Raw genomic sequence first — 18527 nt, forward strand, 5'->3', positions numbered from 1 at the left:
GCCGCCGCGTGCGGGGCGTGGCAGCAGCCGTGTCCGCAGACGATGACGCAGTGCTCGCAGGCCGGATCCTCACAGGGCGCGGCGGCGCCGGCGGCGGCCGCGGGCGGCGTCTCGTCCGCGCAGGCCACGGCGGCGGTGGCGGGCATGACGGCGACCAGGGCGAACAGCAGCGCGGCCAGAAGGCCAACCTTGTTCAGCAGGGTTTGCGCGCGCCGGAGCATGACGCGGACGTAGCACGGGTCGGCGAGGCTGTCGCGGACAGGGTGTCGCGGGGGCCGCGTCAGACGCAGGCGATCTTCGACGCCACCTCGGCGAGGGAGGGATCGCAGGTCCCGGATGATCCCTTGCAGCAATCCTCGACGAGGAAGGACAGCAGGGCGCCCATGCGTCCGTAGTCGGCGGCGTAGATGATCGAACGGCCGTCGCGGCGCGAAGCGACGAGGCCGGCGTGGCCGAGGATGGTCAGGCTGTTGGAGAGGGTGCTGGCGGGAACGCCGACGGCCTGGCCCAGCACGCCCGCCGCCAGCCCCTCGGGACCGGCCTGCACCAGGGTGCGGAAGATCGACAGGCGGCCTTCATGGGCAAGGGCGGAGAGGACCGGAACGGCGTTCTTCATTTCCATACTTCACGAATATACGAATCATGTGCGAAAGGGAAGGCATGACGCACCTTCCCGCCCTGACCCCGGCCTATCTCGACATTCCTTCGGAGCGAGCGCTGTCGGCGACGGCGCCGGACCATCCGCCGCGCTTCCTGCTGTTGTACGGTTCGCTGCGGGACCGGTCTTACAGCCGGCTTCTGGTCGAGGAGGCCGACCGGCTGCTGCGCCGCTTCGGGGCTGAGACGCGCATCTATGATCCGCGCGGCCTGCCGCAACCCGATGACGCGGATCCCGCCCATCCCAAGGTCGCGGAACTGCGCGCGGCCTCGCTGTGGTCCGAGGGGCATGTGTGGTGCAGCCCGGAGCGTCACGGCGCGATGACCGGGATCTTCAAGACGCAGATCGACTGGCTTCCGCTGGAGAGCGGCGGCGTCCGCCCGACCCAGGGCCGGACCCTGGCGGTGATGCAGGTCAACGCGGGGTCGCAGTCGTTCAACACCATCAACCAGCTGCGCGTGCTGGGGCGGTGGATGCGGATGATCACCATTCCGAACCAGTCGTCGGTGGCCAAGGCCTTCAACGAATTCGACGACGAGGGCCGGATGAAGCCTTCGCCCTACTACGATCGGCTGGTCGACGTGATGGAGGAACTGGTCAAGTTCACGCTGCTGACCCGAGGGCGCGCGGACTATCTGGTGGACCGGTACAGCGAGCGGAAGGCGGAGGACCGCCATCCGGCCGCCGCGTCGCTGGCGGACGCCAGGGCATGAGCGTGTTCGAGAAATACCTGACGGTCTGGGTGCTGCTGTGCATCGTGGTCGGGGTCACGCTGGGACACGCCTTCCAGCCGGCGTTCCGGGTGATCGCCGGCCTGGAGATCGCGCACGTCAACCTGCCCGTCGCCGGGCTGATCTGGTTGATGATCATTCCCATGCTGGCGCGCATCGACTTCAAGGCGCTGGGGGCGGTGGCGCGTCACTGGCGCGGGGTGGCCGTCACGGTGGGGGTCAACTGGCTGGTGAAGCCCTTTTCGATGGCCTTGCTGGCGTGGCTGTTCATCGGGACGCTGTTCCGCCCCCTGCTGCCCCCCGGTCAGGTCGAGAGCTATATCGCCGGGCTGATCCTGCTGGCCGCCGCGCCCTGCACGGCGATGGTCTTCGTGTGGAGCCAGCTGACCGAGGGCGATCCGCCGTTCACGCTGAGCCAGGTGGCCCTGAACGACGCGATCATGCTGGTCGCCTTCGCGCCGGTCGTCGCGCTGCTGCTCGGTCTGTCGGCCATTTCGGTCCCGTGGGAGACCCTGCTGGCGTCCGTCGGACTCTACATCATCGTTCCCCTGATCCTGGCCCAGGTCCTGCGATCCGCGGTCCTGCGGCGAGGGCCGGAGGCCCTGGCGGCGCTGCTCAAGGCCCTGTCGCCGGTCTCCTTGCTGGCCTTGCTGGCGACGCTGATCCTGCTGTTCGGCTTCCAGGGCGAGCAGATCGTGCGGCAGCCGCTGGTCATCGCCCTGCTGGCCGTGCCGATCCTGATCCAGGTCTATTTCAACGCGGGCCTGGCCTACGTCCTGAACCGGATGGCGGGAGAGGCGCACCGGGTGGCGGCGCCGTCGGCCCTGATCGGCGCTAGCAATTTCTTCGAACTGGCGGTCGCGGCGGCGATCAGCCTGTTCGGCCTGACCTCGGGCGCGGCGCTGGCGACGGTCGTCGGCGTCCTGATCGAGGTTCCGGTCATGCTGACGGTGGTCGCCATCGTGAACCGGACGCGCGGCTGGTACGACCGCGGGCCCGCCGTCCGCCGCCTGAACAACCAACGGAGGGCCTGACATGGGCGACGCTTTCCCCGTCACCATCTACCACAACCCCGGCTGCGGGACGTCGCGCAACGCCCTGGAGATGATCCGGGCCAGCGGATACGCGCCGACCGTGGTCGATTATCTGGAGGCGGGCTGGGACCGCGCGACCCTGACGCATCTGCTGTCGGCCATGGGCGCGCGCCCGCGCGAGGTGATGCGGACGAAGGGAACGCCGGCCGAGGCGCTGGGGCTGCTGGCCGACGATGTGACCGACGAGGCGATTCTCGAGGCGATGCTGACCCATCCGGTTCTGGTCAACCGGCCCATCGTCGAGACGCCGCTGGGCGTGAGGCTGTGCCGACCGTCCGAGGCGGTCTTCGCCCTTCTGGAGCGGCGACCGGACAGATTCGTGAAGGAGGACGGGGAGGCCGTCTGAACACGCCCCGAAACGCAAGCGGGGCCCGACTTTTCAGCCGGGCCCCGCAGGGGTCTTCAGATGGTGCCGCCGGGGGGAATCGAACCCACGACCTCAGCCTTACCAAGGATGCGCTCTACCACTGAGCTACGGCGGCGAAATCTGAGGAAGCGGCCCTATAGCCAACGTCGTGGCGGGGGGGAAGCCCTATTTCCGCTTGGGTGTGAAAAGTTTGGCGGCGGGGTTCGCCTGATCGGAGGGCGACCGTGGACAAGGTTCGCGTTAACGGTGTCGGGGTCTTGCGCGGCGCCGCGACGCGGGCTCTGATCCGCTCATGGACAAGCCCGAGACGACCGCTCCCGAAGCCGCCGCCGTCCCCGAGGCCCCGCCGGCCGCGCCCGCGCCGGTGAAGGCCGCGCCGGCCACGGAAGTGACGACCGGCGTTTCCGGCGCGCCCGCCGGTCCGGCCCGGGCCAAGTCCGAGAAGGCCCTGCGTCTGGCCAAGGCGCTGCGCGACAACCTGCGCCGCCGCAAGGTCGCGGCCAAGCCTGCAAGACCGAGCAACTGAAAGTCATCGGCCGCACCGTTCGCGCGGCCTTTCGCTCCCCCGGCGGACCGCGCTAGATAGCCGATCCCCCTGACGCCCCCGCGCAGGGCCGCAAGAGACCACATGGACAGCATCGCCATCACCGGCGGCGCCCAGCTGAACGGGATCATCCCCGTGAGCGGCGCCAAGAATTCCGCCCTCAAGCTGATGGCCGCCTCGATCCTGACGGATCAGCCGCTGCTGCTGACCAACATGCCGCGCCTGGCGGACACGAAATTCCTGGGCAAGCTGCTGCAGGCGCTGGGCGTCGAGGTGACCGAGCGCGACGGGGCCGACGGGCAGGAGACCCTGTTCCATGGCGCCACGATCAGCTCGACCTTCGCCCCCTATGATCTGGTCCGCCAGATGCGGGCCAGCTTCAATGTGCTGGGGCCGCTGCTGGCGCGCACTGGCGAGGCCAAGGTGTCGCTGCCGGGCGGCTGCACCATCGGGGCGCGTCCGGTGGACCTGCACCTGCAGGCGCTGACCGCCCTGGGCGCCGAGATCGAGCTGGACGAGGGCTATGTCACCGCCCGCGCGCCGAAGGGGCTGCGCGGGGCCGAGATCGAGTTCCCGTTCGTGTCCGTGGGCGCGACCGAGCACGCCATGCTGGCCGCCGTGATGGCGAACGGGACGACGGTGCTGCGCAAGGCCGCGCGTGAACCGGAGATCGGCGACCTGGCCCGCTGCCTGACGGCGATGGGCGCGAAGATCGACGGGATCGACACCAACGTCCTGACCATCACCGGCGTGACCTCGCTGGGCGGGGCCGAATGGTCGGTGATCCCGGATCGGATCGAAATGGGCTCCTATGCCGTGGCCGCGGCCATGGCCGGGGGCGAGGTGCGGCTGACCAAGGCGCGCGCCGGGCTCATGACCGCCCTGACCGAGAAGATGGTCGCCGCGGGCGTCGAGGTGACCCCGACCGACGACGGCGTGATCGTGAAGCGCGATCCGAAGCAGCGCCTGCGGGCGGTCAATCTGGAGACCGAGGTCTATCCGGGCTTCGCCACCGACCTGCAGGCCCAGTTCATGACGCTGATGACGACGGCGGAGGGCGAAAGCGTCATCCGCGAGAACATCTTCGAGAACCGCTTCATGCACGCGCCCGAGCTGGCGCGCCTGGGGGCCGACATCCACGTCCACGCGGGCGAGGCGGTGGTGAAGGGGGTCGAGGTGCTGCACGGCGCGCCCGTGATGGCGACCGACCTGCGCGCATCCGTCAGTCTGGTCATCGCGGGCCTTGTCGCCCAGGGTGAAACGACGGTCGGCCGGGTCTATCATCTGGATCGCGGTTTCGAGCGTTTGGAAGAAAAGCTGGGCGCGTGCGGCGCGAACATCCGACGGATCACAGGCGATACGCATGAACACTGAGGTCAAGGGCGCGGCGGAGGAAACGGCGATCAAGTCGCCGATGGAGCCCCTGCGTCTGCTGGCCGAGGACGCCGACGACCTGAGCATCATCTCGGTGGCGCTGCAGGACGCGATCATGCGTCCCAAGGACATCGTCTGGGAGCGCAACGCGCGGCTGCTGACCGTGGCGCTGAGCCGGTTCTGCTGGGAATGCGGCGGGACGCGGGTGATGGCGGCCATGCAGTTCGGCGACGTGATCGCGGTGAAGAGCCGCCGCCTGCCGCGCGGGCCGGAGATCGCGCTGGAGCTGCTGGCCATGGAGTTCGAGCCGGGCGACGCGCCGGGCGGACGCATCATCATGATGTTCGCCGGGGGCGGGGACCTGCGGGTTGAGGTGGAATGCCTGGACGCCGTGCTGACCGACCTGTCGGAACGCTGGCCCGCCCGGATCGCCCCGACCCACCTGGAAGGCTCCATCGAGGCGGCGCTGGCGGAGGCGGGCGCCTCGTGAGCGAGCACCGGCTGGTCTCCATCGAACTGGATGCGGCCTCCCTGCCGGCGGCCTCGGCCGAGATCGAGCACGAACGCCGCGTCGCCGTGTTCGACCTGGTCGAGAAGAACAGTTTCGAGCCCGCGGGGGCGGCGACGGGACCCTATTCGCTGAAGCTGTCGTCGCAGGACGGCCGGCTGGTGTTCGACATCGCCGGGCCGCAGTTCGCCAAGGCCCACGGCCTGTCGATGTCCCCGCTGACCAAGGTGATCAAGGACTACATCGACATCTGCGACAGCTACTATGAAGTGCTGCGCGGGACCGACGTGGGCAAGATCGAGGCGATCGACATGGGTCGCCGGGGTCTGCACAACGAAGGCGCCGAACTGCTTAAGGCCAGGCTGGACGGCAAGATCACGGTGGACCACGAAACGGCCCGGCGATTGTTCACGCTGGTGACGGCGCTTTACCGGCGCTGAAGACGGGTCCTCTCCGTTGCGGAGCAATGGGGAGGAGAACTCGACTAGCTCGCCTTTTTCGGGCATATGCCCGCTCCTTCGACGCGCGCTCCGCCCGGCGCGCGGCGTCTACTCGTATCCACCGGGCGTGAGAGGCCGCATGGCTAAGGAAGAACTGCTCGAGTTTCCCGGCGTCGTCAGCGAACTGCTGCCGAACGCGACGTTCCGCGTGACGCTCGAGAACGACCACGAAATCATCGCCCACACCGCGGGCAAGATGCGCAAGAACCGCATCCGCGTGCTGGCCGGCGACAAGGTCCTGGTTGAGATGACGCCCTACGACCTGACCAAGGGCCGCATCACCTATCGCTTCAAGTAAGGGCGGGCTCACATGAGCCTTCGCCCCGAATTGGTGCTGGCCTCGGCCAGCCCGCGCCGCGTGGAGCTGCTGGCGCTGGTCGGGATCAAGCCCGACCGAATCGAACCCGCCGACATCGACGAGACCCCGCTGAAAGGCGAGACGCCGCCGCGTCTGGCCGCGCGCCTGGCCATCGGCAAGGCGCAGGTCGTGGCCGCGCGCGCGCCGGACGCCGTGGTGCTGGCCGCCGACACCGTGGTGTCCGTGGGCCGCCGCTTCCTGGAGAAGGCCGCCGACGAGGCGGAGTGCGTGCGCTTCCTGAAGCTGCTCTCGGGGCGCGGCCACCGCGTCTATACGGGCGTGGCCGTGGCGGCGGGCGGCAAGCTGACCCATCGGGTGGTCGAGACCCGGGTGACCTTCAAGGTCCTGTCCGACGCCGAGATCGCCGCCTACGTCGCCTCGGGCGAATGGAAGGGCAAGGCCGGGGGCTACGGCATCCAGGGCCGGGCCGGGGCCTTCGTGACCCGGCTGGTCGGCAGCTATCCGGCCGTGATGGGCCTGCCGCTGCATGAAAGCGTGAACCTGCTGGCCGGCGCGGGCGTCAGGCCGTGACGCTGGAGGTCTTCCTCGACGACACGCCCGGCGAGCTGAGGGCGGTGGTCGAACGGGACGGCCGGGCCGAACACATACTTATAGAAAGAGCCGATACGCCGCCGCAGACCCGGCTGGGCGCGCGCTCGGTCGCGCGGGTGAGGCAATCCGCCCCCGGGCTGAAGGGCGCCTTCATCGACCTGGGCGGGGGGCTTGAGGCCTTCATGCCGTTGAAGGGCGGAATCTCCGCCCCGGTGGGGGCCAAGGTCGAGGTCGAGATCTCGGCGGAACGGCGCGAGGCCAAGGCGCCGGTGGCGCGCCGGCGGGGCGCGGGGGAGGGGGAGCCTCGCCTCCTGGCCGCCGCGCCGACACTGATTGAAACGCTGGCGCGGATCGCGCCGGGGGCGGAGCCGATCACGGGCCGGGCGGCGATCGAGGCCGGATGGGCGGCGGTCGAGCAGGCCCAGGGGCCGGCGGCCGTGCCGGGCGGCCAGGTCCACGTCGAGCGCACGCGCGCCATGATCACCGTCGATATCGACCTGAACGCCCACGACATGGGCCGGGCGCACTCGCGCGACGAGACGAATCGTCTGGCCCTGAAGGCGGCGGCGCGGCTGATCCGGCTGAATCGCTGGGGCGGACTGGTGGCGGTCGACCTGATCGGGACCCAGCACGACGGCAAGGCGATCCTGGCGGCGGCCCAAGCGGCGTTCGGCGACGATCCGTCGATCGTCTACGGGCCGGTGAACCGGTTCGGGGTGTTGATGCTGTCGCTGCCGTGGGGGCGGACGCCGCTGGAAGAGGTGCTGTACGCCGAGCCTCGCCTGCGGCTGCCGCGGCCCGAACAGGCGGCGCAGGAGGCGGTCCGGCGGCTGCGGGCCGCGCTGCTGGAGGACACCACACGGGCGCGGGTGACCCTGACCTGCGCCACGGGAATCGCGGCGCTGGCCGCGCCGCTGGTGGCGCAGCTGGGGCCGCGCGCCCATCTGAAGACCGACGACAGCCTGAAGCCAGGCGATTCCAACATCGAGGCCGAGTGATCATGGCGACCTGCGCCATCTGCCGCCGCGCGCCGGCGGACCCGAAGTACAAACCCTTCTGCTCCAAGCGCTGCGCCGACGTGGATCTGCAACGCTGGTTCACCGGCGGCTACGCCATACCGGTGCGAGAGGACGAGCCCACGGACGAGGGCGGGAACCGTGGTTCGCAAGAAGACTGACAGAGGTGCTTGCCTCCCGAAAGCGGCTCGCTTATAGACCCCGCTCCCTCGCTTCAAAGCGTGCGCCCGGGTAGCTCAGTTGGTAGAGCAGTGGATTGAAAATCCACGTGTCGGTGGTTCGAATCCGCCCCCGGGCACCATCTTCTCGGAAGTATGGCGCCATCTCCTCGGGAGATGCCTTCTCCTCTCAGACAATCTGTCAGGCCATATTCGCCGGAGCGCCTCAGCTTCCGCGGCGAAGACCGCTGTTCGGTATGATCCCGTATGCGGAATTTCCCTTATAAGAGGTGGGAACGACCCCGTTAAGACAGGTTAACGGGTGTGGATTTACGGGCGCGTTAGCCGGTTTGGAATGAATTGCTCAATCGGGGTTCATTTTTCCAAAATGATGCTCCGTACGCCCTCGCAAAGGGTCGGACTTTCTGCCCAACCATCACGAAATTGACGCTTTCAACCTGAAACTTCCGTGATGAGCGTGCGTGCTCTCCCCCGAGGGGAAAAGCGCCGTTGCGCACTTGACGCTCTGGTATGCGTTCGCCAAAGGAGCTTGACCGCTTTCCTTTGCGAGCGGCCGGGAGGGGTTGGGAAAACGGTTTCCCAAGGCCTGTCGACACCGCCCCGGAAGCCTTAGGCAACCGGAAGCGTTCAGGAGGCGTTCCGCAGATCAGGGTTCAGTGAATCCCGACGCTGCGGGCGAGATTTTCATCGGGAACCGGCCGCCAGATTGGCCTGTTCCCTGGGTTCCACGAGTCAGACACCAAAGCAGGAACTGGCGAACTATGCTCGATTTCAAAAAGACCAACATTCTTCTGGCCATGGCCGGCGCTGCCGTCCTGATGGCTGGTTCGCCGGTCCTCGCGCAGGAAGCCGCTCCGGCCGCTCCCGCCGCCGCGACGGCCACCCCGGCTGACGCCGCCGCCGCCACTCCGGCGCCGGCTGCTGAAGCTGCTCCGGCCGCGGCCGAAGAAGCTGCTCCCGCTGCCGAAGGCGGCGCTCACAAGCTGACCATCGCGACCATGTTCATGGACGCCGGTCTGATCGTTAAGGTCGTCATGATCGGCCTGGTCCTGGCCTCGATCTTCTCGTGGACCCTGCTGCTCATCAAACTGTTCGAGTTCGGCGCCCTGAACCGCGCCACCGACCGCTTCCTGGAAACCTTCCGCTCGGCCCGCACCATCGCGGACATGCGCAAGGTCGCCACTTCGGACGAGTTCGAAGGCAACCCGCTGGCCGACATGGCCGCCGCGGCCACCGACGAAATCGAACTGTCGCGTCAGGCCGGCCTCTCGGTCACTGGCGAACACTCCGACTCGGCCCTGCTGCGCGCGCAGCAAGCCGTCTCGGCGGTTCAGTCGGGTCTGGCCAAGCGCCTCTCGGGCGGCCAACAGTTCCTGGCCTCGGTCGGTTCGACCGGTCCGTTCATCGGTCTGTTCGGCACCGTGTACGGCATCATGAACTCGTTCATCGGCATCGCGAACACCAACACGACCAACCTGGCCGTCGTCGCCCCCGGCATCGCCGAGGCGCTGCTGGCCACGGGTATCGGTCTGTTCGCCGCTATCCCGGCGGTTATCTTCTACAACTACTTCAACACCCGCATCGCGGCGTACGGCACCCGTTCGGACGGCTTCAACGCCGAGCTGATCAACGCCATCTCGCGTAACCTCGACAAGGGGGCGTAACCCGGATGGCCGCCAAACTTTCAGGCGGCGGCGGTGGCAAGTGGGCCATTGAGCAGAACTCTGACATCAACGTTACGCCTTTCGTTGATATCATGCTGGTTCTGCTCATCATCTTCATGGTGGCGGCTCCGCTCGCCACTGTGTCGGTGGAGGTGAAGCTGCCGACTGCGGTCGCCAAACCCGCGCAGAATCCGCCCAAGCCGTTCTACGTCTCCATCCAGGACAACGGCCGCGCGTACATCGGTGACAATGAGGTGGAGATCACCTCGGTCGGCGCCGAACTGGGCAAGCTGATCGGCAACAAGCCGCCGTCGGATGAGCGTATCTTCATCCGTGCGGACCAGCAGACCCGATACGGCGACTTCATGCAGGTCATGAACTCCCTCCAGGATCACGGGTTCTATTCCGTGGCTCTGGTCGGTGAAGACCAGTCGACGCAGTAGGGAACGGTGATCTCATGACAGATGTTGAATATCACCGCAGTCGCTACGACCCGCCGCGCAAGAAGGGCTTCCTCGGGGTTCCCCCGGGCGTGCTCCTCGTCAGCGTGCTGTTCGTTCTGGCCCTGTTCGGCCTGCTCGCCATCTACCTGATCAACATGCAGTTCACGCTGCGCGAGGTCCGGTACACGGATGACACCGTTGACGTCGAGCTGATCGAACCGATCCCCGAGCCGCCCCCTCCGCCGCCGCCTCCGCCGCCGCCGACCGATACGCCTCCGCCGCCCAAGCTGCAGGTGCGTGTCCCGGCGATCGTGCCAAACGTGACGCCGGTCGAGCCGGTCCGCATCGAGCCGGTCAAGAAGGAAGACCGGATCGAGAACACCGCACCGCCGGTGATCACCCCGGATCCTCCGCGCCCGGCTCCGGTGCCGGCTCCGGCTCGTCCGTCGCTGATCACTCAGCCGAGCTGGGCCCGTCAGGTCCCGCCGGAGTTCCCGGAACGGGCGTCCGCCCGCGGGATCGAGTCGGGACGGGTGACCCTTCAGTGCACCGTTCAACCGAACGGCAGCCTGTCGAACTGTTCCGTGGTGTCCGAGGACCCCGCGGGCGCCGGCTTCGGCCAGGCCGCTCTGGCTGCGGCTCGCCGGTCGCGGGTTTCGCCCCGCACCGTCGACGGCGCCGCCGAAGGCGCCACCGTTCGCTGGACGACGCGCTTCGTTCCGCCCACGGACTGAGGCAACTGAAACGACTACGGAACGCCCCGGAGGAAACTCCGGGGCGTTTTCGTTTGCGCGACGCGCCGTCCGCCGAGGCTTGCGCGCGCGCGTTTCGCCGGTGATGACTTTCATCCCGGCCAAGCTTTCGCGGAGACCCCCGATGAACCGTTTCCTCCTCGCCGCCCTGATGACCGCCGGCGCGACGCTGTCGGCCTGCGCCTACAACGACACCCTGGGGCGCAACCAGTTCCTGATCGTGGACGACGCGGCCCTGACGCAGCAGGCGGACGCCGCCTGGGCCCAGGCGCTGCGCACGCAGAGAATCTCGAACGACGCGGCCGCCCTGAACCGCATCCGCAATGTCGGCGGGCGAATCGTGGACGCCGCCGGCCTGTCGGACCGGCGCTGGGACTATGCGGTCTTCGTCAGCGATGCGCCGAACGCCTTCGTCCTGCCGTCAGGCAAGATCGGGGTGACCACCAGCCTGCTGGCCCTGGTGCGCAACGACGACCAGTTGGCCGCCGTGCTGGGCCACGAGGTCGGCCACGTCGTCGCCCGCCACGCGGCCGAGCGCTATTCGACCAGCGCCGCGACGGGGCTGGTGCTGAGCGGCGTGCAGGGCGTGGCCGGGGACTATGGCCAGGCGGCGGGCGCGATCGGCGGACTGGGGGCCCAGCTGGGCGTGCTGCTGCCCTTCTCGCGCCGGGACGAACTGGAGGCCGACCGTCTGGGCGTCGACTACATGCAGCGCGCCGGCTATCGCCCGGCGGAGTCCATCGCCCTGTGGCGGCTGATGCAGGCCCAGCGGCAGGGGGCGACGCCCGAGTTCGCCTCGACCCACCCCTCGGACACGACGCGGATCAGCGCGCTGGAGGGCTACATCAACAGCCGCGGCTGGAACTGAAGGGGCGGCGCCTGGAAAGTGACTAGTGATTAGTGATTAGTGGATCGCCGGGCCAGAGGCCGTTGCGGACCGATTGTCGTCCGGGCCACTCACTGATCACTAGCCACTAACCCCTTCGTACGGCCCAATTGGTCCTTGATCGCTCCGACCGACGCGGCTAAAGACGCCGCTCGCGCGGATACGTGCAGCCTTAGCTCAGTTGGTTAGAGCGCCGGTTTGTGGAGCCGGAGGTCCTCAGTTCAAACCTGAGAGGCTGTACCATCGCCCTTCCACGCTTCCCCTGACAGTCAGGTCGTCTGCCGCGCCGTTTGTGCGTGGGAAGTGGCTAGTGGTTAGTGATTAGTGGCTCGATGCCGCTGACATAGGCGCAGAGGCGGCAGACGCGAATGCCTGAGACAGCCACCCACTAATCACTAACCACTACTCACTTGCTGGGCTCCGTTCCCGACCGGTTATGCTCGCCCCCATGAGCAGCACAAACCCAATCTGGGATCCCCAGCAGTACAGTCGTTTCGAGGCCGAGCGGGATCGCGCGGCGCTGGACCTGCTGCTGCGCCTGCCGAGCGATCTGGAGCCGCGGCGCGTCGTTGACCTTGGCTGTGGGACCGGCCAGCACGCGGCCCTGCTGAAACGCCGCCATCCGGGGGCGACGGTTGTCGGTCTGGATTCGAGCGCGGCCATGCTGGAGCAGGCCCGAGCGCTGGGCGCGGATGTGGATTGGGTGCAGGCCGATCTGGCGACCTGGGACCCCGATGGACCGGTGGACCTGATCTTCGCCAACGCATCGCTTCAATGGCTGCCCGACCATGAGGGGCTGCTGCGGCGGCTGACCGGCCTGCTGGCGCCCGGCGGGGCGATCGCGGTGCAGATGCCGCTGGCCTGGGACACGCTGCACTACCGGACCATGCGCGCCGTCGTCGCCGACGGGCCGTGGTCGGACCGGCTGTCGGACCGGGAGACGATCCAGGCCCTGCTGAGCCCGGAGGCCTATTACGGCGTGCTGGCCGAGGCCTGCGAGGCGGTGGACGTCTGGTCCACCAATTACCTGCACGCCCTGACCGGGCCGAACGCCGTGCTGGAATGGATGAAGGGTACCGCGCTGCGGCCGCATCTGACGGCGCTCAAGGACGATCCGGCTATGCGGGACGCTTATCTTTCCGCGCTGGGCGATGCCCTTTCCGTGGCGTTTCCGCGTCGTCCGGACGGGGTGACGCTTCTGCCGTTCCCGCGTCTGTTCCTGGTGGCGCGTCGGCGACGCGACGGCGGCGGCGCAGGCCGGTGACCGGGCCGTCCAGCTTCTCCAGCTCGACCGTCATGGCGCGGTAGCCGGCGTCCACGGCGGGGGCGAAAGCCTTCCAGTCGCGGATGTCGACGCCGTCCGGCGTGGGCTGGACCAGGATGTCGACGATGGCGCGCGAGCGCTCGATCTCGAGGTCCGTGGTCAGGGTGGCCGAGCGCATCATGATCGAGACGATGGGCGGGCCGCGGCGCCAGGCGCCGGTGGCCAGCAGCCGCCAGATCGAGGGCGGATGTTCGATCAGGGCCGGGTCGACGCCGCGCGCCTGCGACATGTCGATGCCGATGACCGGGCCGGAGTTCATCTGGCGCATGACCTCGGCGGGCAGATTGCTGAGCACCGCGCCGTCGACCAGCACCTGGCCGTCTATGACGATGGGCGGCAGCAGGCCCGGGATGGCGATGGAGGCGCGCATGGCGCGGCGCATCAGGCCCCGGCGGTGCACCTCGATCCGGCCCGAGGTCAGATTGGTCGAGACGGCGAAGAAGGGCCGGGCCAGGTCGGCCATGTCGGTGTCGCCGTAGGCGGCCTGGAGCAGGCCATCGACCTTCTTGGCGCGGGTCATGGCCAGCATGGGGAAGGTGATGTCGCTGAGCGGGTCGCTGTCCACGAACGAACGGCGGATGCGCTCCTCCAACTCCTCCAGAGACCAGCCCATGGCCGGGCCGGCGGCGATCACTGCGCCCATGGAGCTGCCGCCGACGAAGTCGACGGGGACGCCCGCGTCGCGCAGGGCCCGCAGCGCGCCGATGTGGGAGTAGGCGCGGGCCCCGCCGCCGGACATGACCACGCCGACGCCCATGCCGGTGATGACCCGGGCGATGCGGTCGGCGTCGGCCTGATCGCCCTCGACCGCCTGAAACCAGCGGCCCGGCTGGACCGCGTCGATCCAGACCGCGGTGTTGGCCGGACGGGCCATGCGCGGATCTCGCAACAGGATCAGGTCAGTGCGGCGCTGGGCGTCCAGCACTCCGGCGTGGGGCAGGGGGCGGTTTGGCGGGGCCAGCAGGCACTGGCCGACGACGAAGACGCGGTCGACCTGACGGGCGCACAGGGCGGCCCAGGCGGGCTCATCCGCCTCGGCGACATAGAGGACGAAGTCGTGGGCGTCCTCGACCCGGCTGAACCATTCGGTGGCCGAGGAGAGGGCGGAATGGTCAATGACCTGACAGGTGAAGCCCGAGGCCTCGATGGCGGCGGCGACGCGCTCGACGAAGGCGCGGATGGGCCGGGGGCGGGCCGAGATGAAGCCGAAGACGCTGGGCTCGCCGCCCCCGGAGCGGCGGTCGCGGGCGCGCTGGATCATCAGGCGCGACAGCTCGACCATGAGATCGGGCTCGGTGCGGGCGGCCTCGAAGAAGGCGTCGCGGGGCAGGGCCAGGATCTCTGAATCGCGCAAAGCGACGACGTCAGCGGTGTGCGGACTGCCCGCCAGCATGGCCATCTCGCCCGCGGGCTCGCCGGGCCGGATGACGCCGACGAACTGGGGCGGCTGGTCGTTGGCCTCGCGGCGGAAGACGCCCAGACGGCCGGCGCGCAGCAGGTAGAGGGTGTCGGACGGATCGTCCTCGGCGAACAGGGTCTCGCCCCCGGTCAGGGCGAACCAGCTGGCCGGGGTGTTTCGGCCGCTCTCGAAGATGCGGTGCAGGGCGTCTTCCAGACGATCAGAGCGGGCGGGGGGCATGGCGGCCGGGGTCCAGGGTTCGGGGTCTAGGATCGGAGCAAGGAACGGGGGACGACACGAGCTGGGAGGATCGCCAGATATGGTTACCGAAACCCCTAAACCCTAGTCCGTAGGACCCGAACTCTACCAGGCGCCGAGTTCCCGCAGTTCCCGCGCCAGATCGTCCGGCAGGTCCGTCGCGTCGGCGCGGGTCAGGTCGGCCGGGGCGTCCTTGCCGTCCAGATAGCGCCAGCCCTGGAAGGGACGGCGGGCCAGGGGCGCGGTGCGGATGACGCGGGCGTCGATGCGGATTTCGCATCGGCTGGCGGGGCCTTCGCCGATGGTGGAGACGTCGAGGATGGGCTGGCGGCACAGGACCGAGCCCTTGATGACCCAGTACAGTGAGCCGCCGTCCTCCAGCTCGGCCGCCCGCTTGGGCGTCATGCGGGTGTGGACGACGCGCCAGTCGCTCAGGGCGGCGTTGCGTTCGAGGGTCTCGACATCGGAGACGCCGACGCACAGTTTGATCATGTGGAGAGGCATAGGGCTGGATATGGCGCAGGGGGTAGGGCGGCGCCAGCGGTGGATGCCAAGCCCACCACTCTGCACCCATCACGCGACATCGCCGCCCGCGAGGCGTACTATCACTCTATGTATGGACTGATCGGCAAGATGACGGCGGTCGCGGGTCAACGTGAGGCGCTGACGGTGATCCTGCTGGACGGCGTGGCGGGCATGCCCGGCTGCCTCAGCTATATCGTCGCCCATGACCCCGCCGACGCGGACGCCATCTGGGTGACCGAGGTCTGGACCGACGAGGCCGCGCATCGGGCCTCGCTGCAGATTCCCGAGGTCAAGGCGGCGATCCGCAAGGGGATGCCGTTGATCGCGACCTTCGGCGACGCGCAGGTCACGACGCCGGTGGGCGGGGTGGGGCTGGGCGGCGTCTAGGTCAGGCCTCGGCGGCTTTCACCACCGCCAGGACCACGCCCTCGCCGACCTGTTCGCCGACGGCGACGGAAACGCTTTCGACCACGCCGTCGAACGGGGCGACCAGGGCGTGTTCCATCTTCATGGCCTCGAGCACCACGATGGGCGCGCCCTTGGCGACCGTGTCTCCCGCGGCGGCCGGGGCGGCGACGATCTTGCCGGGCATGGGCGCGCGCAGGGAGCCGTCGGACGCGGGGCCAGAGGCGGAACCGGTCAATCGCGGCAGGAATTCGAAGGCGTCGCCGTCTTCAAAGACGACGATACGGCCGTCCCCCGTGTTCGCCCCGGAGACCTGTGCGCCGTCGATGAAGACATGGTCCGGCGTTCCGATCACCTGGAAGTCCTCGTCTCCGAACTCGACGTCAAAGCCCGAGTGACGCGGAGCGTCTATGTCGTGGATGCCCCACAGGTCCGCCCGAACGCTTTCGCCGTCGCGGTAAAGCACGACCGGCGTCCGGGATTCTCCGTTCATTCGGAAGGCGAACAGGCCGTCGGTCCAGGGTGACAGTTCATTGCTCCGCAACGCCTCGTCGGCGCGCAGGCCGACGATGGCCAGGGCGGCGGCGGCGGTCCGGGAGGACGGGGAGGTGGGGACGAGAGCGGCTTCCTCCGCCGCAATGAACCCTGTGTCGACGTCACCGTTGATGAAACGGGGATGCTCAAGGCAGCGGACGAGGAAGCCGGCGTTGGTCTTGACCGGCCAGACCTCGACCTCGGCGCAGGCGTCAGCCAGCGCGGCGGCCGCTTCCTCGCGGGTGTCCTCGTGCACGATCAGCTTGGCGATCATGGGATCGTAGAACTGGCTGACCTCGCCGCCCTGCATCACGCCGGTGTCGACGCGGATGTCCTCGGGCATGACGAAGTGGTCCAGCCGGCCGATGCTCGGCAGGAAGCCGTGGGCCGGGTCCTCGGCGTAGAGGCGGGCCTCCATGGCCCAGCCATTCATCGGGATATCAGCCTGCTTGAGCGGGATCGGCTCGCCGGCGGCGACGCGGAACTGCCATTCGACCAGGTCGACGCCGGTGATGCTTTCGGTGACCGGGTGCTCGACCTGCAGCCGGGTGTTCATCTCCATGAACCAGATGCGGTCGGCCTTGAGGCCGTTCGAGGCGTCGGCGATGAATTCGATGGTGCCGGCGCCCTGGTAGTTCACGGCCCTGGCGGCGCGGACGGCGGCGTCGGTGACGGCCTTGCGGGTGGCCGCGTCCATGCCGGGGGCCGGGGCCTCCTCGATCACCTTCTGGTGGCGACGCTGCAGCGAGCAGTCGCGCTCATGCAGGTGGACGACCTCGCCATGGCTGTCGCCGAAGATCTGCACCTCGATGTGGCGCGGTCGGGTGATGTAGCTTTCGATCAGGACGCGCGGATCGCCGAAGGAGGACTGGCCCTCGCGGCGGGCGGAGGCCAGGCCCTCGGCGAAGTCTTCGGCCCGGTCGACCTTCTTCATGCCCTTGCCGCCGCCGCCGGCGACGGCCTTGATCAGGACGGGGAAGCCGATCTTGTTCGCCTCGGCGGTGAGGGTTTCATCCGACTGATCGTCGCCCTGGTAGCCCGGGGTGACGGGCACGCCCGCCTCGATCATCAGCTTTTTGGCCGCGTCCTTCAGGCCCATGGCGCGGATCGACGACGGCTGCGGGCCGATCCAGACGATGCCGGCGGCCATGACGGCCTCGGCGAAGTCGGCGTTCTCGGACAGGAAGCCGTAGCCGGGGTGGATGGCCTCGGCGCCGGTTTCCTTCGCGGCGGCCAGGACCTTGTCGGCGACCAGATAGGACTCCCGCGCGGCGGCGGGGCCGATCAGCACAGCCTCGTCGGCCTCGCGCACGTGCAGGGCGTTCGCGTCGGCTTCGGAGTAGACGGCGATCGTGCGGATTCCCATCCGCTTGGCGGTGCGGAAGACGCGGCAGGCGATCTCGCCACGATTGGCGACCAGGACGGATTTGAACATGAGGCCGTTCTAGAGCGGTGCGTCGCGAGTGGCGAGGGCTAGTGCCCCGCCATCTCGTTGAAGCCGAGGTAGAGCCACAGGATGGCCAGGATGGCGAAGGTCACCGTGGTCAGGTTCCACAGCACGAACATGCGGACCAGGGTGCCGATGGTGCTGCGCTGGTAGGCGCCCTTCATGTGGATGAAGAGGTGCACCGGGGAGAGCAGCAGCAGCCACCAGGCCCAGGGCGTCAGGATGCCCAGCCCCATGATCACGATCAGCAGCAGCAGCTGGAACGACAGCGAGTGCATCGAGAAGATGACGTGGTCGAAGACATAGAAGCGGCGGTTGAAGGCGAACAGAACGGTCAGCATCAGGGCCGAGACGGGCAGGGCCAGAATGGCGACGCGGTGGGCCCAGATCTCCAGGATCAGGGCGAAGCGCGCCGGGTCCTGACGCACCTGCTCCATGCGCGAGTTGAACCAGTGATCCAGGTCGCGGATTTTCTCGGCGTCGGCGGTGTCGGCCATCTTCGGCGCTGCGTCGGCGCTCGCCTTGGTCTGGGCCGAGACGTCCTCGGCCAGATTGCGGCCGAAGGCGGCCCAATCCCCGCGCGCGGCGGCGATCTGAGTGCGCTTCTCGACTTCGCTCAGGTCCGGATCGGCCATGACCTCGGCTTCATAAGCTTTGGCGGCCTCGCTGCCGGGCGTGATGTTTCGGTGGTTCGTGTCGTCGCCGTCCGCTGTGGCGGCGCCGTGGGTCTCGGTCGAAGCCGCCTCGGCGCCGTGGCCTTCGGCGGCTTCGTGTTTGTCCGCGCCGGCCTTCATGGCGGCGTGGCCGACGAAGAAGGCGACCAGCAGGATGACCAGGAACATGCGGAAGGGCGCGACCTGGGAGGCGCGCTTGCCCTCCAGATACTCGCGGGTCAGCTTGCCGGGACGGCGCAGCAGGTCGGGCAGGGTGGAGAACAGCCGGCCGTCCAGGTGCAGCAGGCTCTCGACCGCCTCGACGGTCAGTTTCCAGATCGACTTGTGGAAGTCCT

At 68.5% G+C, this 18527-nt stretch carries 21 protein-coding genes, 3 tRNA genes and 2 pseudogenes; 19 read left to right on the forward strand and 7 right to left on the reverse strand.

The features are described from left to right. Positions 1-221: pseudogene (locus Q0C81_RS04390) on the reverse strand (hypothetical protein); the annotation flags it as partial. Positions 222-280: 59 nt separating this feature from the next. Continuing rightward, on the reverse strand, positions 281-622 hold the full coding sequence (locus Q0C81_RS04395; protein ID WP_291834108.1) for a helix-turn-helix transcriptional regulator: 342 nt from the start codon (positions 620-622) through the stop codon (positions 281-283). 38 nt (positions 623-660) lie between these two features. Between Q0C81_RS04395 and arsH the strand changes: the two genes are divergently transcribed. Genes arsH through arsC form a run of 3 tightly spaced genes read left to right on the forward strand, consistent with a single transcriptional unit; the run spans position 661 to position 2829 of the window. Further along, positions 661-1371, forward strand: a complete 711-nt coding sequence (gene arsH, locus Q0C81_RS04400; RefSeq protein WP_291834111.1) for an arsenical resistance protein ArsH — start codon at positions 661-663, stop codon at positions 1369-1371. Further along, entirely contained in the window at positions 1368-2423 is a 1056-nt protein-coding gene (gene arsB / locus Q0C81_RS04405; RefSeq protein WP_291834113.1) for an ACR3 family arsenite efflux transporter, read from the forward strand. Before arsH ends, arsB begins: the two co-directional genes overlap by 4 nt. 1 nt (position 2424) lies before the next feature. After that, positions 2425-2829, forward strand: a complete 405-nt coding sequence (arsC, locus tag Q0C81_RS04410; RefSeq protein WP_291834116.1) for an arsenate reductase (glutaredoxin) — start codon at positions 2425-2427, stop codon at positions 2827-2829. 61 nt (positions 2830-2890) lie between these two features. On the opposite strand, the gene Q0C81_RS04415 is transcribed toward arsC, so the two are convergent. Next, positions 2891-2965, reverse strand: a tRNA-Thr gene (locus Q0C81_RS04415). A 177-nt stretch (positions 2966-3142) separates the two neighbouring features. On the opposite strand from Q0C81_RS04415, the gene Q0C81_RS04420 reads away from it, so the two are divergent. The 15 genes and pseudogenes from Q0C81_RS04420 to Q0C81_RS04490 form a co-directional block, all read left to right on the forward strand. Next, positions 3143-3376, forward strand: coding sequence for a hypothetical protein (locus Q0C81_RS04420; RefSeq protein ID WP_291834118.1), 234 nt, complete (start codon positions 3143-3145; stop codon positions 3374-3376). 102 nt (positions 3377-3478) lie between these two features. Then, on the forward strand, positions 3479-4768 hold the full coding sequence (murA, locus tag Q0C81_RS04425) for a UDP-N-acetylglucosamine 1-carboxyvinyltransferase (RefSeq protein ID WP_291834121.1): 1290 nt from the start codon (positions 3479-3481) through the stop codon (positions 4766-4768). After that, on the forward strand, positions 4758-5258 hold the full coding sequence (locus Q0C81_RS04430) for a DUF2948 family protein (RefSeq protein ID WP_291834124.1): 501 nt from the start codon (positions 4758-4760) through the stop codon (positions 5256-5258). Before murA ends, Q0C81_RS04430 begins: the two co-directional genes overlap by 11 nt. Continuing rightward, positions 5255-5716 (forward strand): UPF0262 family protein, encoded by a 462-nt coding sequence (locus Q0C81_RS04435; RefSeq protein ID WP_291834127.1) that lies wholly within the window; start codon positions 5255-5257, stop codon positions 5714-5716. The genes Q0C81_RS04430 and Q0C81_RS04435 overlap by 4 nt, the downstream gene beginning before the upstream one ends. Before the next feature lie 139 nt (positions 5717-5855). Then, positions 5856-6074, forward strand: a complete 219-nt coding sequence (gene infA / locus Q0C81_RS04440; RefSeq protein WP_003164348.1) for a translation initiation factor IF-1 — start codon at positions 5856-5858, stop codon at positions 6072-6074. A gap of 12 nt (positions 6075-6086) precedes the next feature. Next, entirely contained in the window at positions 6087-6665 is a 579-nt protein-coding gene (locus Q0C81_RS04445) for a nucleoside triphosphate pyrophosphatase (RefSeq protein WP_291834130.1), read from the forward strand. Further along, on the forward strand, positions 6662-7684 hold the full coding sequence (locus tag Q0C81_RS04450; protein ID WP_291834132.1) for a ribonuclease E/G: 1023 nt from the start codon (positions 6662-6664) through the stop codon (positions 7682-7684). The genes Q0C81_RS04445 and Q0C81_RS04450 overlap by 4 nt, the downstream gene beginning before the upstream one ends. Next, a complete protein-coding gene (locus Q0C81_RS04455) occupies positions 7684-7863 on the forward strand; it encodes a DNA gyrase inhibitor YacG (RefSeq protein WP_291834160.1) in 180 nt (59 codons plus the stop codon). The genes Q0C81_RS04450 and Q0C81_RS04455 overlap by 1 nt, the downstream gene beginning before the upstream one ends. A 64-nt stretch (positions 7864-7927) precedes the next feature. After that, a tRNA-Phe gene (locus Q0C81_RS04460) sits at positions 7928-8003 on the forward strand. Positions 8004-8642: 639 nt separating this feature from the next. Next, positions 8643-9545 (forward strand): MotA/TolQ/ExbB proton channel family protein, encoded by a 903-nt coding sequence (locus Q0C81_RS04465; protein ID WP_291834134.1) that lies wholly within the window; start codon positions 8643-8645, stop codon positions 9543-9545. Between the two features lie 5 nt (positions 9546-9550). Continuing rightward, positions 9551-9988 (forward strand): biopolymer transporter ExbD, encoded by a 438-nt coding sequence (locus Q0C81_RS04470; RefSeq protein ID WP_291834137.1) that lies wholly within the window; start codon positions 9551-9553, stop codon positions 9986-9988. 14 nt (positions 9989-10002) lie between these two features. After that, on the forward strand, positions 10003-10722 hold the full coding sequence (locus Q0C81_RS04475) for a TonB family protein (RefSeq protein WP_291834140.1): 720 nt from the start codon (positions 10003-10005) through the stop codon (positions 10720-10722). Between the two features lie 142 nt (positions 10723-10864). After that, positions 10865-11608: a M48 family metallopeptidase gene (locus Q0C81_RS04480; RefSeq protein WP_291834142.1), complete on the forward strand. Its 744-nt coding sequence runs from the start codon at positions 10865-10867 to the stop codon at positions 11606-11608. Positions 11609-11792: 184 nt separating this feature from the next. Next, a tRNA-His gene (locus Q0C81_RS04485) sits at positions 11793-11869 on the forward strand. Positions 11870-12074: 205 nt separating this feature from the next. Further along, positions 12075-12482, forward strand: a pseudogene (locus tag Q0C81_RS04490) (methyltransferase domain-containing protein); the annotation flags it as partial. Between the two features lie 262 nt (positions 12483-12744). Here Q0C81_RS04490 and Q0C81_RS04495 read toward each other — a convergent pair. Both Q0C81_RS04495 and Q0C81_RS04500 read right to left on the reverse strand, forming a co-directional pair. Beyond that, entirely contained in the window at positions 12745-14589 is a 1845-nt protein-coding gene (locus Q0C81_RS04495) for a patatin-like phospholipase family protein (RefSeq protein WP_291834145.1), read from the reverse strand. Positions 14590-14712: 123 nt separating this feature from the next. Continuing rightward, positions 14713-15111: a DUF1489 domain-containing protein gene (locus Q0C81_RS04500; RefSeq protein ID WP_291834148.1), complete on the reverse strand. Its 399-nt coding sequence runs from the start codon at positions 15109-15111 to the stop codon at positions 14713-14715. 39 nt (positions 15112-15150) lie between these two features. Here Q0C81_RS04500 and Q0C81_RS04505 point away from each other — a divergent pair, with 39 nt between their 5' ends. After that, complete coding sequence (locus Q0C81_RS04505) at positions 15151-15519, forward strand: putative quinol monooxygenase (RefSeq protein WP_291834151.1); 369 nt, start codon at positions 15151-15153, stop codon at positions 15517-15519. A gap of 1 nt (position 15520) precedes the next feature. On the opposite strand, the gene Q0C81_RS04510 is transcribed toward Q0C81_RS04505, so the two are convergent. Together Q0C81_RS04510 and Q0C81_RS04515 are read right to left on the reverse strand one after the other, a co-directional pair. Further along, on the reverse strand, positions 15521-17506 hold the full coding sequence (locus Q0C81_RS04510) for an acetyl/propionyl/methylcrotonyl-CoA carboxylase subunit alpha (RefSeq protein ID WP_291834153.1): 1986 nt from the start codon (positions 17504-17506) through the stop codon (positions 15521-15523). A 38-nt stretch (positions 17507-17544) separates the two neighbouring features. Further along, the coding region (locus Q0C81_RS04515; RefSeq protein WP_291834156.1) for a DUF3667 domain-containing protein at positions 17545-18527 on the reverse strand (983 nt) is incomplete at its 5' end.

Origin of the sequence: Brevundimonas sp. (assembly GCF_023259385.1) — a bacterium.
Lineage (GTDB): Bacteria > Pseudomonadota > Alphaproteobacteria > Caulobacterales > Caulobacteraceae > Brevundimonas.

Excerpts from the sequence above, each read along its gene's own strand:
- Q0C81_RS04430 (WP_291834124.1), top strand. The coding sequence starts at position 4,758 with ATGAACACTGAGGTCAAGGGCGCGGCGGAGGAAACGGCGATCAAGTCG.
- arsH (WP_291834111.1), top strand. The coding sequence starts at position 661 with ATGACGCACCTTCCCGCCCTGACCCCGGCCTATCTCGACATTCCTTCG.
- Q0C81_RS04470 (WP_291834137.1), top strand. The coding sequence starts at position 9,551 with ATGGCCGCCAAACTTTCAGGCGGCGGCGGTGGCAAGTGGGCCATTGAG.
- arsB (WP_291834113.1), top strand. The coding sequence starts at position 1,368 with ATGAGCGTGTTCGAGAAATACCTGACGGTCTGGGTGCTGCTGTGCATC.
- Q0C81_RS04420 (WP_291834118.1), top strand. The coding sequence starts at position 3,143 with ATGGACAAGCCCGAGACGACCGCTCCCGAAGCCGCCGCCGTCCCCGAG.
- arsC (WP_291834116.1), top strand. The coding sequence starts at position 2,425 with ATGGGCGACGCTTTCCCCGTCACCATCTACCACAACCCCGGCTGCGGG.
- Q0C81_RS04480 (WP_291834142.1), top strand. The coding sequence starts at position 10,865 with ATGAACCGTTTCCTCCTCGCCGCCCTGATGACCGCCGGCGCGACGCTG.
- infA (WP_003164348.1), top strand. The coding sequence starts at position 5,856 with ATGGCTAAGGAAGAACTGCTCGAGTTTCCCGGCGTCGTCAGCGAACTG.
- Q0C81_RS04495 (WP_291834145.1), bottom strand. The coding sequence starts at position 14,589 with ATGCCCCCCGCCCGCTCTGATCGTCTGGAAGACGCCCTGCACCGCATC.
- Q0C81_RS04475 (WP_291834140.1), top strand. The coding sequence starts at position 10,003 with ATGACAGATGTTGAATATCACCGCAGTCGCTACGACCCGCCGCGCAAG.
- Q0C81_RS04395 (WP_291834108.1), bottom strand. The coding sequence starts at position 622 with ATGGAAATGAAGAACGCCGTTCCGGTCCTCTCCGCCCTTGCCCATGAA.
- murA (WP_291834121.1), top strand. The coding sequence starts at position 3,479 with ATGGACAGCATCGCCATCACCGGCGGCGCCCAGCTGAACGGGATCATC.
- Q0C81_RS04500 (WP_291834148.1), bottom strand. The coding sequence starts at position 15,111 with ATGCCTCTCCACATGATCAAACTGTGCGTCGGCGTCTCCGATGTCGAG.
- Q0C81_RS04465 (WP_291834134.1), top strand. The coding sequence starts at position 8,643 with ATGCTCGATTTCAAAAAGACCAACATTCTTCTGGCCATGGCCGGCGCT.
- Q0C81_RS04445 (WP_291834130.1), top strand. The coding sequence starts at position 6,087 with ATGAGCCTTCGCCCCGAATTGGTGCTGGCCTCGGCCAGCCCGCGCCGC.
- Q0C81_RS04510 (WP_291834153.1), bottom strand. The coding sequence starts at position 17,506 with ATGTTCAAATCCGTCCTGGTCGCCAATCGTGGCGAGATCGCCTGCCGC.